The following is a 13,035-nucleotide window of genomic DNA, read 5'->3' on the forward strand; positions in this document are numbered from 1 at the left end:
AGAAAAGCTTAAATTCAGCTTCCCCGTAAGGGTGCGAACTTTCGGATGATGGCCGGAATTGTTCCCTGTGAGTTAAGGCACATGGTGAAGGCGGCGACTGGGGGTACGGTTGGAACATTGTGCAGGTGGGGCGGTAACCTACTGGAACGTGGATATAAATTGAGCGCCCTGGGTCTCCTTTTAAGCTTCAAAAAGGCTGGGAACCAAGCATTTATCCATTATTCTGATTGGGTAAGGGTGCTCTGTGAGTATTCGAGAAGTTTGTGTGGACAGAAAGGCAGAACACACGTGGGACAGCGTAATAAGCGCACCTTCGCCCGTAAGGCGGGCGTAGCTGGCGCACTTGCCCTAGGCGGTCTCGCCCTGGCTGGTTGTGACGTTCAGGCGCCAACTGCTGTAGAGAACCTCCTGGGATTCGGTTGGCCAAAGGGTGTGACCCCTGAGGCTGAGGCAATGTACAACTTCTGGATCTGGGTCTGGGTAGCAGCTTGGATTGTCGGCTTCGTCATGTGGGGCCTCTTCCTTACTGCAATCTTCCGCTGGAGCGCGAAGAAGGCCAAGCGCGATGGCAAGGGTGAATTCCCGCGCCAAACGCAGTACAACGTGCCATTGGAGATGGTGCTGACCATCGTTCCGATCTTGATCATTATGACCTTGTTCTTCTTCACGGTGCAGACCCAGCAGAAGGTCACCGCATTGGATAAGGATCCAAAGGTCACCGTTGACGTCACGGCATTCCAGTGGAACTGGAAGTTCGGCTACGCCGAAAACCGCGTCAACGGTGAGAACTACAACGGTGCGGACGAAGCGCGTCAGGCTGAAGCGGAAAAGACCGCCCATGACCCTGAGGGTGTGGATAACCCCAACCCAATTCACGGTAAGTCCAAGGGCGACCTTTCCTACCTCAACTACAACAAGATTGAGACCGTAGGCTCCACCGAAGAGGTTCCGGTTCTGGTGCTTCCTTCCGATACCGCCATCGAGTTCCGTCTGGCTTCCGCTGACGTTTCTCACGCGTTCTGGGTACCGGAGTTCTTGTTCAAGCGCGACGTGTACGCACACCCTGAGGCCAACGCTCAGGAGCGCAGCTTCCAGATCGAGTCGATTGATAAGCAAGGCGCCTTTGTTGGCCGCTGTGCTGAGATGTGCGGTACCTACCACTCCATGATGAACTTCGAGATTCGCGTTGTGTCCCCAGAGGACTTCAATGCCTACATGGACTTCCGCGAGAAGAACCCGAACGCCACCAACGCCGAGGCGCTGAAGGAAATCGGCCAGGATCCGTACGCAGTTACCACCCACCCGTTCTCCGGCGAGCGTGACACCGCCGATGGTGACAACTACGTTAAGACCGCGGCATAAGAGATAAGGACATTACACAATGCGTGCTACATCGAAAGTCTTTTACTCAATCGCGACCTACCTTTTCGTCTCGCTGATTGTTTATATCTTTGGCGTCACCCTCGTGAAGGATGATGGTTACCTCTACGGTGCCGAGTGGGTTGGCATCGTGGGCATGTTCCTCTCCGTCGTGCTCTGCCTCATGCTGGGCGGCTACCTGCACTTCACCGATAACCGCAGCGACGTTCTGCCGGAAGACTGGGAAGAAGCAGAGACCGAAGACTCCGCTGGTATCTTGGGCTTCTTCTCCCCAAGCTCCATCTGGCCGCTGGCCATGGCCGGTGCCATCGGCTTCTTGGGCCTGGGCGTCATCTTCCTGTACTACTGGCTCATCGCCTTGGGTGCCGTGTGCTTGATTGCTGCCTGCACCGGCCTGTCCTTGCAATACGGTCTGCCTAAGGAAAAGCACTAGAAATTATCTAGTCGCAGCCACTGCCTAAACTTCTCAGCCCTCCTCACCATTCCTCGGTGGGGAGGGCTTTGGCGATCCGCGTCGGAAATCGACGGGTAAAGTTCCCGCGGTTTCTAAATTTTTTTGAGGAGGGGGAGAGGGGTTGCGCCCAGGTTTTAAGTGGGCAGCAAAAGTGCATCCCAGCACGTAAACGGCTATTTCTGCGGGGGTCAACCGAAAGTTGCAAATGGGCCATTTTCCCCGCAAACCACCGTGTGATTTATCTCTCTAAGAAACTTGCCGAAACCGGTTGCGGGCGAAGGGTAGATCATCGTGCATCGGCTAGGTCGAGTCGTAGGAATTGCGGCTATAGCCGGAGTTTAAGTGTGTCACCTGCGTTGATGTCTCGTCGGATAAGAATACAAAAAGTTCCCAGGTATTTATTGTTGACGGATCTCGTTCGTTTCCTTATTGGTAGCTGGCAATTTGGTGAAATCCGAATAGAGAAAGCGGGGGGAATTGAAGTGACTTTAGGATCCAGAACGGCCATAATTACCACTGTGACGAGCGTAGTTTCTAACCAAGGTATGACAGCACCACGTGTTGCCTCGCTGAACCGACCCAATATGGTCAGCGTGGGCACCATCGTGTTCCTGTCTCAGGAATTGATGTTCTTTGCCGGACTGTTCGCGATGTGGTTCACCTCGCGAGCGAACGGCCAGGAAGGCGATTGGGCAGAGCACACTGCCCATATCAACCTGCCAATGGGCTTTCTCATTACTGCAGTGTTGATTTCTTCCTCCGTGACCTCGCAGTTCGGCGTGTTTGCCGCAGAAAGGGGTGACGTTTACAAGCTTCGACTCTGGTACACCATCACGCTGGTATTGGGTGTTGTCTTCCTGGGCATCATGGCGTTTGAGTGGGCTGAGTTGATTCACGCAGGCGTGACGGTACAGTCCAGCGTCTTTGGTTCGGTGTTCTACATCATCACCGGCTTCCACGCTGCGCACGTAACCGCCGGTTTGATTTCCTTTGCAATCATCCTGGCGCGTATCGCTAAGTCTAAATTCACGCCGGCACAGGCTACCGCCGCGATGGCAGTGTCCTACTACTGGCACTTCGTTGACGTTGTGTGGATCGGTGTGTTCACCGTTATCTACTTGATTCAGTAGTGTCGGCGACCCTCTCCCCAAAACAGTCCTCCCGTGTTCGAGTTATCTAAAGGAAAATGATGGATAACAATTCGCAGTCCGCGGCAGTGGAGCAGACCACTGCCTCGGCTAAGAAGACCCGCCGTCGCCGCAAGGCGAAGCGCACCCTTGCAGGTGGCTTTGCTTTGGCCATCGGTTTGACCGGCGCTGGCGTCTTGGCCTCTGCCTTGACGCCTGACGCTCAGGTCGCTACGGCGGAAAAAGATGATCAAGCCCTCGTGCAAGAGGGTAAGGACATCTACGACACCGCTTGTATCACTTGCCACGGTGCCAATCTGCAAGGCATCGAAGGCCGTGGCCCCTCTCTCGTAGGTATCGGCGCCGGCTCTGTGTACTTCCAGGTTCACTCCGGCCGTATGCCGATGATGTCCAACGACGCACAGGCAGAGCGCAAGGCTCCTCGTTACACCGAACAGCAGACCTTGGCGCTGGCCGCTTATGTTGCTGCTAACGGCGGCGGCGCAGACATTGTCTACAACGACGATGGAAGCATCGCCCAAGAATCCCTTCGCGGCGCCAACTACAACGGCCAGATTCAGGCCGAAGACGTTGCCAAGGGCTCTGAGCTTTTCCGCATGAACTGCGCATCCTGCCACAACTTCACCGGTCAGGGTGGCGCGCTGTCCTCCGGTAAGTACGCCCCGGAGCTGGCACCTGCTAACGAGCAGGAAATCTACCAGGCAATGTTGACTGGTCCGCAGAACATGCCAAAGTTCTCTGACCGTCAGCTGACTGCAGATGAAAAGAAGGACATCATCGCCTACTTGAAGTCTGCAGAAGAGACTCCGTCTCCTGCCGGTTGGGACCTTGGCGGTCTCGGCCCAGTGGCTGAAGGCCTGGCAATGTGGATTATTGGTATCAGCGCACTGTGCGCCGCTGCTATGTGGATTGGATCGCGCTCATGAGCAATGTGAAAAAGAATTACACTGACGCAGAGCTCGATAAGATGAGCAATGATGAACTTGCTGCACTTGGTACCGAGCTCGATGATGTCACCGTAGCGTTCCGCAAGGAGCGTTTCCCAGTTGAAGGTGACCCCGCGGAAAAGCGTGCGGGTCGCAATGTCGCCATTTGGCTGGCACTCTCCGTTATCGGCGGATTGGCTTTCTTGGGCGTCTACCTCTTCTGGCCTTGGCAGTACAAGCAGCTAGGGGAGGACGGCCTCGTCTGGCACACTCTCTACACCCCGCTGCTTGGTATTACCGCTGCATTGTCCATCTTCGGACTCGGCTTTGCCATCGTTCAGTACGTGAAGAAGATCCTGCCGGAAGAAATCTCTGTGCAGCGTCGCCACGATGGTCCTTCCGAAGAAGTTGACCGCCGTACTCTTACCGCTCTCTTGAACGATTCTTGGAAGACCTCCACTCTCGGCCGCCGCAAGACCATCCAAGGTCTGCTCGGTGGTGCAGGCGTTCTCTTCGGCTTGACTGTTATCGCCCCGCTCAGCGGCGCAATCCGCAACCCATGGAAGGTTCGCCACGAGGTGAACTACGCCGGTGACGGCACGCTGTGGACCTCCGGCTGGACGATGCACGAGAAGGGCGTAAAGCTTTACCTCGCTCGTGACACCGGCACCATCGCTGAGAAGCACTCCGGCGAGTCCGGCGAACACTACACCACCGAAGGCGTTACCCGCCTAGTGCGCGTTCGCCCCGAGGACTTGGCTGCCGGCGGCATGGAGACCGTCTTCCCGCTTGCGGAAGAAGACGTCAACGACGGTGACCAGTACGACGCTAAGCGCGACGTATACGAGCACCACATGCACTCCATCCACGGCAACCGCAACGCGGTGATGTTGATTCGTCTGCGCCACTCCGATGCGCAGAAGGCGATCGAGCGTGAGGGTCAGGAAGACTTCCACCACGGCGATTACTACGCCTACTCCAAGATTTGTACTCACATTGGTTGCCCAACGTCGTTGTACGAGGCACAGACCAACCGAATCCTGTGCCCCTGCCACCAGTCGCAGTTCGACGCATTGCACTACGGTAAGCCGGTCTTCGGCCCAGCCGCCCGTGCTCTGCCACAGCTGCCCATCACGGTGGACGATGAGGGCTACCTTGTTGCAGAGGGCAACTTCATTGAGCCTGTCGGTCCGGCATTCTGGGAGCGTAAGTCATAATGAGCAATAAACTCGCCCAAATGGGCAACAACATGGACGAGCGCTACAGCGCCGCCGGCGTGCTAAGGACGCAGCTGAACAAGGTCTTTCCGACCCACTGGTCCTTCATGCTCGGTGAGATGGCGCTGTACAGCTTCATCATTCTTCTACTAACCGGTACATACCTGGCGCTATTCTTTGACCCTTCCATTACGAAGGTCATCTACGACGGCACCTACGCACCGCTGAACGGCGTTGAGATGTCGCGCGCCTATGCAACCGCACTCGATATTTCCTTTGAGGTCCGTGGCGGCCTCTTCGTTCGCCAGATGCACCACTGGGCAGCACTGCTGTTCATGATGTCGATGGTTGCGCACATGCTGCGCATCTTCTTCACCGGTGCATTCCGTCGTCCCCGCGAAGCTAACTGGATTATTGGTTGCACCCTTATCCTGTTGGGCATGATCGAGGGCTTCCTCGGTTACTCTCTGCCGGACGACCTGCTTTCTGGCGTCGGTCTGCGCATTATGTCCGCCATCATCCTGGGCCTGCCGATCATTGGTACCTGGCTGCACTGGGCCATCTTCAACGGCGACTTCCCGTCCGACTTGATGCTGGACCGCTTCTACATCCTGCACGTGCTGGTCATCCCTGGCATTATCCTGGGCCTCATTGCGGCCCACCTGATCATGGTGTGGTTCCAGAAGCACACCCAGTTCCCTGGACCGGGTCGCGCAGAGAACAACGTGGTTGGCGTCCGCATTATGCCGGTCTTCGCCACCAAGGCAATTGGTATGGGCATGATGGTCGCTGGCGTGCTGGCTTTGATGTCCGGTGTGCTGACCATCAACGCCATCTGGTTGCTTGGTCCGTACAACCCGTCACAGGTTTCTGCAGGTTCCCAGCCCGATATCTACATGCTCTGGACAGACGGTGTGGCTCGTGTCATGCCTGCTTGGGAGCTATACCTGGGTAACTACACGATTCCTTCCGCGTTCTGGGTTGCCCTGTTGTGTGGTCTGATGGTCGTGCTGCTTATCACCTACCCGTTCCTGGAGAAGAAGTTCACGGGCGACGACGCGCACCACAACCTTCTGCAGCGTCCGCGTGACGTTCCTACCCGTTCCGCAATCGGTGCAGCAGCAATCGTGTTCTTCCTGCTGGTCACCTTGTCCGGTGGTAACGACCACGTTGCGCACTTCTTCCAGATTTCGTTGAATGCGATGACCTGGGTCGGACGTATCGGCCTGATTGTCCTGCCACCGATTGCTTACTTCATGACCTACCGCATTTGCGTTGGTCTCCAGCGCTCTGACCGCGAGGTGCTCGAGCACGGTATTGCTACCGGTGTTATCAAGCAGCTGCCTAACGGTGCCTTCATTGAAGTTCACCAGCCGCTCGGCCCGGTTGATGAGCACGGCCACGCAGTACCGCTTGAGTACGCAGGCGCTCAGGTGCCGAAGCAACTTAACCACCTCGGTTACGCTGACTCCGAGATTCAGGGCACCTTCAGCCCGGACGATCCGGAACTCATGCGCCGCGTTCACGAGATTCACGAGGAGAATCACGAAGAGGAAGCGGAGATGTTCCGTCGCCTCAACGAAGCCAACCGCCGTGATGACGAGGAAAACGGTCGCATCTAACCTTTCCTTGGGTTAGCTCGATACACGCTCACTAAACGAGCCCGCTAAGCCACCAATACCTGGTGGTAGGCGGGCTCGTTTCAGTTTTGGGACCGTTGCTTTCTTAAGGAGTCCCGGGTTACTTTTGCTGGGCTATTGAGTGAGGAGTCGGCACATAATACAGGCAACCTGGGACCGTCTCTTTTAGGCGAAAATCGAATAATTGCCTAAGTCTTAGCAGAGCGCCTCGCACACGCCAGCGGTCTACCGAGGCAGTAAGAAGCTCGTCGCCCTCCGTATACAGGAATGGAAGTACCGACAAACGCCGGCTCACGCGGAAACGCCTTGTCTAGCGGTGGGGAAAAGTGCTAGCCCTGTTAGTTAGCAGTAGGGTAGCCGTCCTAGGAGCATGCATTTGCCACTGAACCTGGGATGAATGATTTCCGCGTATGGGCCTTTGAGCGAGCCCCATAGTCGGTATTTGTCTTTAAGCGTGGTTTACAGGGCTTCGGAATAGCTATTGCACACCCTCCAGCCCTAATATGTTCTTTTCCCTTTGCTTCACTTTCTTGGACACAGTTAGCACAGTTCTTAATTGCAGCTTTTCTGCTGTAGTCATCACCACTAGAAGCGTGAGCCTCATCTGGGGCCGTCGTCGCAGCTTTCCACTAATGCTAGAACTCTTCGAGTGTATCGTCTGCAAGAGCAGTCGCAGGATCCACGTTTGTATCGGCTTCGCCATTTCGCCTGGGTTAAATTCAGGGCGCTGTGCTTTGTACAGATATTTGGATTGGGAATCACCCAATCCAACAACGAGAGCGCTCCTCGAGGCGCGAGATATAGGCGTTATTCTCCGCCCTTAGATACTGCAGTGAGGTTTTCGTTCGGGCTAGGCCTTTAAGCAAGCATTGTCGGCCGCTGCAGAGACTAGGCGGACCAAGGCCTTTTTATGGGGACTGACGCCGTACAAGCGGGGGACTGGGCTGGACCAATCCTTACTCGCTCGGTGGGTAGTGGAAGCGGCATCACCTAACAGGGCTCGGAGCTATGTAACAAGCCGCGGGATGGGCCCCTGGGTTTCACGCGCAATAGGGTCACACGCTCAGCAAAACCCGGAGCGATAACGCTGGATAAGGCGGCCGGTTTTACGCGATCCGAAGGCGCTCAAGGACGAGGCTGATGGTACGAAAGTGATTGTCACACATAGTATGTGGTGAAAGTCACAAATAATAATTTTTGAACTTGTTGAAGCCCTTGTTTGTGGAAGAGCGAACTGCTGGAGGTGGGGTAAGCCTAGGCTATTGTCCCAGTGTAGACGCCTTAAAAATCAGTAATAGCTTTATTGAATCTTCGATATCCCCGGTTTGTCTCGGCTTGGTCAAAATAAGATAACGAACGTGTAACAAAGCTAGATCCGGGGTAGTGAATGGACATTGATTGTGATGATTTCGTAACCTATTCGAGACATTGAGTTACCGCCCGAAAAGGTGCTCAATACGAAATGAAAATTTATAGCGTCGCATCTGGCTCCTCCTAGTGAGGGGCCGAGTGGAGGAAGGCCTAAAGGAACGGCCCTCCAATGAACACTAGGCCCCAGGGTCAGAGCTTTTCTACAAGGGAAAGTAGACGCGTAGGAAGATTTGGAGTTTTTCTCGTGGCAAAGCACCGTCGTCAGGGCACTGTAAATACCCGTCGTATCGCATCTACTGCAGCTATCGCTGCAACCGCAGCTGTCGCCGCCCCAGGCGTCGCTCAGGCTGCTGAGGTCGTTGTTCCTAATACCGACTACCGTTTCGAGGTTGCCGGTCTGGAAAACGTTCCGAACATTGACCAGGTTCCGAACATCGACAAGTACGTCCCGTCCTTGGGTCAGGTTTCCAACCAGGGTGGCGACAATTTCGTTGCCGCTGCTGAGCAGCAGGCTGCTCCGGCACCGTCCACCGTTGGCCAGAAGGCTCTGGAAGCTGCACGCTCCGTACTCGGCTCGCCGTACGTTTACGGCGCTGCTGGCCCGAGCGCATTCGACTGCTCCGGCCTGACCAGCTGGGCATACTCCCAGGCTGGCGTTCAGATTCCGCGTACCTCCCAGGCTCAGGCCGCTGGCGGTACCCCGGTTTCCCTGGACCAGCTGCAGCCTGGTGACATCATTTCCTACTACGGTGGCGCTTCCCACGTCGGTATCTACACCGGCAACGGCACCATCATTGACGCGCTCAACTCCGGCACCCCTGTGCAGGAGCGCGACTTGAACTACATGCCGATCCACAACGCTGTGCGTTTCTAATTGGCAGTGAAATGACATGCCCTTCCCTTTGTAAAAAAGGGAAGGGTTTTGTTGTGCAACAGCGGCCAAAACCCGCTATAGTAAATTCGATTTTTGAAAATTTTGAGTTGAAGGTCTTCTCGTGTCTAAACGTGTGCTCCCAGCCGCTGCACTAACTGCAGTCCTCGCTGTCACTACTCTTTCTGGTCTCCCGCAAGTTATCGCGCAAGAGGCGGAACCGAACCAAGAATCTGCCACTGAAAATGTTGACGATCTGGTGGATCGCGTCGGCGAGGTCGCCCGCAAGGTCTCTGCTAAGAACGAGGAAGTCAAAGAGCTAGAAGATAAGCTCGCGGCCAAGGAAGAAGAGGTCGCTCAAGCAGAAGAGGACGCCGCTCAGGCACAAGAGCGCGTACGCGACGCGCAGGGCGATGTCTTCACGCAGCAGGGCCGGGTGGACGATCTGGCACAGTCTCGCTACCGGGGAGACTCCCGTTCCGCCGTCTCGGGCGCTTTGGCGGCAGAAGACCCCGCAGACGCCGTAGAGCGCATGGGCTACTTGGGTGCGCTCTCGCGTAAGGCGCAGCGCACCCTCGATGCCAAGGCTGATGCCGCCTCAACGGCCGAAGCGGTTCAGCAGGAAGCCGCTGAGGCTGCGAAAAAGGTCCGAAAGGAAAAGAAGGATCTCGAAAAGCAGCGCGATGAGCTGGTAAAGCAAAAGGAGGCGTTGGAAGAGCAGCAGGCCGATATCGAGGCGCAGGTGGATGCGCTCAGCGATGAGCAGCGTGAAGCCTGGGAGGGACAATTCGGCGGCACGGATAAGCTGGACATCGACTTGGGCGAGATCGCCGATGGTGCTAGCTCTGCGGCTCTGTCCAAGCTGGGCTCGCCCTATGGTTGGGGCTCTGCCGGCCCGAACCAGTTCGACTGCTCCGGCCTGATGTACTGGGCCTACCAGCAGATTGGAAAGACCATTCCGCGCACCTCGCAGGCGCAAATCGCTGGTGGCACGTCCGTGCCGGTTGACCAGCTGCAGCCTGGCGATATCGTGGGCTACTACCCAGGAGTTACCCACGTCGGAATGTACATTGGCAACGGCCAGGTAGTACACGCCTCGACCTATGGTGTGCCGGTTCAGGTCGTGCCGCTTAACTCGATGCCGATTTCGGGGACTGCACGGTTCTAAGTGGCCCGCATACTGCTGGTAACGAATGACTTTCCTCCCAAAGTCGGAGGAATCCAGTCCTACCTGCGGGACTATCTAGACGCGATCGACCCAGACGATGTCGTAGTATTCGCTTCGACCCAAGAGCCGCCGGAGGACTATGACGCCTCCGTCGCCTACAAAGTCATTCGGTGGCCACATCGCGTGATGCTGCCCACCCCGGCAACCACGCGCCGCATGCAGGAGATCATCCGGCAAGAAGCCATTGATGTCGTGTGGTTCGGCGCGGCCGCACCGCTGGCGCTAATGGGCAAGGCCGCGCGACAGGCGGGGGCGCGCCGCGTGGTGGCAACAACGCATGGCCACGAGGTGGGCTGGTCCATGGTTCCGCTGGCCCGGCAGTGCCTGCGGCTGATTGGCAATAACGCCGACGTCATTACATATATCTCGGACTATACGCTGCGGCGCCTGCGCGGGGCATTTGGCCCGCACCCGGAGTGGGCCCACCTGCCTTCTGGTGTCAGCCTGGATTCGCTTTCTCCCGCAACACCTGCACAGCACGCGGCAGCGAAGGCTGAATTCGGTGTGAGCGGGCCTACCATCGTGTGTATTTCCCGCTTAGTCCCACGCAAGGGGCAAGACCAATTATTGCGGGCGATGCCGCAGGTCAGGGAAGAATTTCCCGATGCGCAGTTGATGTTGATTGGGCGCGGGCGCTATCACGACGTACTGCAAGAACTGGCGGAGATGTATTGCCCCGATGCGGTGATTCAACCGGCCCCCAGCATCGAAACCGCGCTTCACGCTGCGGATATGTTTGCCATGCCGGCCCGCACCCGGGGCGGCGGCTTGGACGTGGAAGGCCTGGGCATCGTCTATCTGGAAGCACAAGCCTGCGGGCTGCCGGTCGTTGCCGGTGATTCTGGGGGAGCACCGGAGACCATTACGGGGGAGACGGGGATCGTCGTCAAGGGCGCGTCCGTCGATGAGCTCGTGGAGGCCTTGAAGGCGCTCTTGCGCTCGCCAGAAATGCGTGATCGTATGGGGCAGGCGGGGCGCAGGCATGTTGAACAGCACTGGAGCTGGGAGATCATGGGGCAGCGGCTGAGAAAGCTTATGGCTTGATGTGACCCTGGCCCGGTTGTCGGTATATTCTGATATCCATGCTTGAAAACAACTCCGCCGATCATACTATCGGCTTCGATGTCGGTGGCACCAATGTGCGCGGTGGAGTAATTACTCGAGACGGGGAAATCCTCGCGAGTCGCACCATGCCAACCTCGAGCGACCCGCGGCAACTTGATGATGACCTGGTAGCAATCGTCGAGGAGCTGCGCGCAGAGTATCCCGTGGGTGCGGTGGGCCTTGCCGTCGCAGGATTTTTGGATCCAGAGTGTGAGACCGTCCGCTTCGCCCCGCACCTGCCGTGGCGGAATGCGCCCGTCCGGAGAAACCTCTCGGAACGCTTGGGGCTGCATGTCCGGCTGGAGCACGATGCCAACTCCGCTGCCTGGGGTGAATGGCGCTTTGGCGCAGGGCGCGGCGCGAAGGATTGGGTATTTTTTGCCGTCGGCACCGGCATCGGCGCGACCTTGATGACCCATGACACCATCTACCGCGGCGCGTTTGGAACGGCCCCGGAATTCGGCCATATCGTGGTGGTGCCGAATGGCAGGCAGTGCTCGTGCGGCAAGCGAGGATGCCTAGAGCGCTACGCCTCTGGCACGGCGCTGCCGGACACCGCGCGAGAGCTGCGGCCAGACTATGAGACCACCTTGCCGCCTTACCCCACCGGCGAGCAGGTCGCACGCGCGGCCCGTGGGGGAGACCCACTCGGCATTGCGGTAATGGAGAACTTCGGTCAGTGGTTGGGCCAAGGCCTATCCATCGTCGCCGATGTGCTCGATCCGGAGCTCATCGTGATCGGCGGCGGGGTGTCCCAAGACGCGGATATGTACTTGGAGGAAGCCACCGCTGCCATGGGCCGGGACATCGTCGGCGCTGGGCATCGCCCCCTTGCTCGCGTTGCAACCGCGGAATTGGGCTCGGCAGCAGGTATGATTGGCGTAGCTGACTTGGCCCGCCGCGGCCACTAGAACGAGCGAAGGACGAGCTGGAGATGAAAAACAAGTGGTACTGGGCGTTTAAGCATATCTTTTTCGGTCCCGCCCTGCGTGTATGGAACCGCCCTTGGTCAGAAGGAATGGAAAAAATCCCTGCTGAGGGCCCCGCGATTTTGGCATCCAACCACCAAGCGGTGATGGATTCCTTCTTCTTCCCCTTGCTGTGCCCGCGCCAAATTACGTTCTTGGCCAAGGCCGAGTACTTCACCACCCCTGGGCTCGTGGGCGGCATGCAGAAGTGGTTCTTTAGCTCCGTCGGGCAGGTCCCCATTGAGCGCGATCATGAATCAGCCAGCCAAGCCATGCTCGAAACCGCGCGGAAGATTTTGGGGCGCGATGATCTCTTTGGCATCTATCCAGAGGGCACACGTTCCCCAGATGGGCGTGTGTATAAGGGTCGTACCGGAATGGGGCGCATCGCGATGGAGACCAATCAGCCGGTCTATCCCATCGCCATGATCAATTCCCGCAAGGCCAACCCGATCGGATCGTGGATTGTCCGCCCCGCCAAGGTGGGCGTGCGCGTGGGAGACCCCATTTACCCACACGATTGGGCGCGCGAACACGGCATGGATCCACAGGAGCACGAGACCATCCGTGCTTTTACGGATATGGTCATGAAGACCTTAGCCGAGCTCTCCGGCAATCCCTATGTGGATGTCTATGCGGCTGATGTGAAGGAATCATTAAAGGCCGGCCACGGGTACCCCGCCGGTGCGGAGATTAAAGGGAGGTAATTACAATTCCTCAGGCCCGCT

The 13,035-nt window shown here is 57.3% G+C and carries 11 protein-coding genes; all 11 read left to right on the top strand.

Going from position 1 to position 13,035, the window contains the following annotated elements; translation table 11 throughout:
* Nucleotides 1-288 precede the first annotated feature (288 nt).
* Nucleotides 289-1,362, top strand: coding sequence for an aa3-type cytochrome oxidase subunit II (gene ctaC / locus ACP8KU_RS03610; RefSeq protein WP_005278347.1), 1,074 nt, complete (start codon nt 289-291; stop codon nt 1,360-1,362).
* 19 nt (nt 1,363-1,381) lie between these two features.
* Nucleotides 1,382-1,813 carry an aa3-type cytochrome oxidase subunit IV gene (ctaF, locus tag ACP8KU_RS03615; RefSeq protein ID WP_005278348.1) on the top strand — a complete coding sequence of 144 codons (432 nt, stop codon included), beginning with the start codon at nt 1,382-1,384 and terminating at the stop codon, nt 1,811-1,813.
* Nucleotides 1,814-2,352: 539 nt separating this feature from the next.
* Nucleotides 2,353-2,964, top strand: coding sequence for an aa3-type cytochrome oxidase subunit III (ctaE, locus tag ACP8KU_RS03620; protein ID WP_369707792.1), 612 nt, complete (start codon nt 2,353-2,355; stop codon nt 2,962-2,964).
* Between the two features lie 56 nt (nt 2,965-3,020).
* Nucleotides 3,021-3,908: a cytochrome bc1 complex diheme cytochrome c subunit gene (qcrC, locus tag ACP8KU_RS03625; RefSeq protein ID WP_005283937.1), complete on the top strand. Its 888-nt coding sequence runs from the start codon at nt 3,021-3,023 to the stop codon at nt 3,906-3,908.
* Nucleotides 3,905-5,125: a cytochrome bc1 complex Rieske iron-sulfur subunit gene (qcrA, locus tag ACP8KU_RS03630; RefSeq protein ID WP_284900095.1), complete on the top strand. Its 1,221-nt coding sequence runs from the start codon at nt 3,905-3,907 to the stop codon at nt 5,123-5,125. Before qcrC ends, qcrA begins: the two co-directional genes overlap by 4 nt.
* Nucleotides 5,125-6,747: a cytochrome bc1 complex cytochrome b subunit gene (gene qcrB, locus ACP8KU_RS03635; RefSeq protein ID WP_005278357.1), complete on the top strand. Its 1,623-nt coding sequence runs from the start codon at nt 5,125-5,127 to the stop codon at nt 6,745-6,747. The genes qcrA and qcrB overlap by 1 nt, the downstream gene beginning before the upstream one ends.
* A gap of 1,633 nt (nt 6,748-8,380) precedes the next feature.
* Nucleotides 8,381-9,010, top strand: coding sequence for a C40 family peptidase (locus tag ACP8KU_RS03640; protein ID WP_005278362.1), 630 nt, complete (start codon nt 8,381-8,383; stop codon nt 9,008-9,010).
* 121 nt (nt 9,011-9,131) lie between these two features.
* The gene (locus ACP8KU_RS03645) at nt 9,132-10,175 is read left to right on the top strand and encodes a C40 family peptidase (protein ID WP_284630912.1); all 1,044 of its coding nucleotides are present in this window, start codon (nt 9,132-9,134) and stop codon (nt 10,173-10,175) included.
* Entirely contained in the window at nt 10,176-11,279 is a 1,104-nt protein-coding gene (locus ACP8KU_RS03650) for a glycosyltransferase family 4 protein (RefSeq protein WP_484483992.1), read from the top strand. It abuts the gene before it with no gap.
* Between the two features lie 38 nt (nt 11,280-11,317).
* Nucleotides 11,318-12,250, top strand: a complete 933-nt coding sequence (locus ACP8KU_RS03655) for an ROK family protein (protein WP_237801625.1) — start codon at nt 11,318-11,320, stop codon at nt 12,248-12,250.
* Between the two features lie 23 nt (nt 12,251-12,273).
* On the top strand, nt 12,274-13,014 hold the full coding sequence (locus tag ACP8KU_RS03660; RefSeq protein ID WP_005278376.1) for a lysophospholipid acyltransferase family protein: 741 nt from the start codon (nt 12,274-12,276) through the stop codon (nt 13,012-13,014).
* Nucleotides 13,015-13,035 lie beyond the last annotated feature (21 nt).

This window comes from Corynebacterium sp. LaCa_282, assembly GCF_057198125.1.

Coding starts and splice junctions, on each gene's coding strand:
- ACP8KU_RS03660 (WP_005278376.1), top strand. CDS start 12,274: ATGAAAAACAAGTGGTACTGGGCGTTTAAGCATATCTTTTTCGGTCCC.
- qcrB (WP_005278357.1), top strand. CDS start 5,125: ATGAGCAATAAACTCGCCCAAATGGGCAACAACATGGACGAGCGCTAC.
- qcrA (WP_284900095.1), top strand. CDS start 3,905: ATGAGCAATGTGAAAAAGAATTACACTGACGCAGAGCTCGATAAGATG.
- ACP8KU_RS03655 (WP_237801625.1), top strand. CDS start 11,318: ATGCTTGAAAACAACTCCGCCGATCATACTATCGGCTTCGATGTCGGT.
- qcrC (WP_005283937.1), top strand. CDS start 3,021: ATGATGGATAACAATTCGCAGTCCGCGGCAGTGGAGCAGACCACTGCC.
- ctaF (WP_005278348.1), top strand. CDS start 1,382: ATGCGTGCTACATCGAAAGTCTTTTACTCAATCGCGACCTACCTTTTC.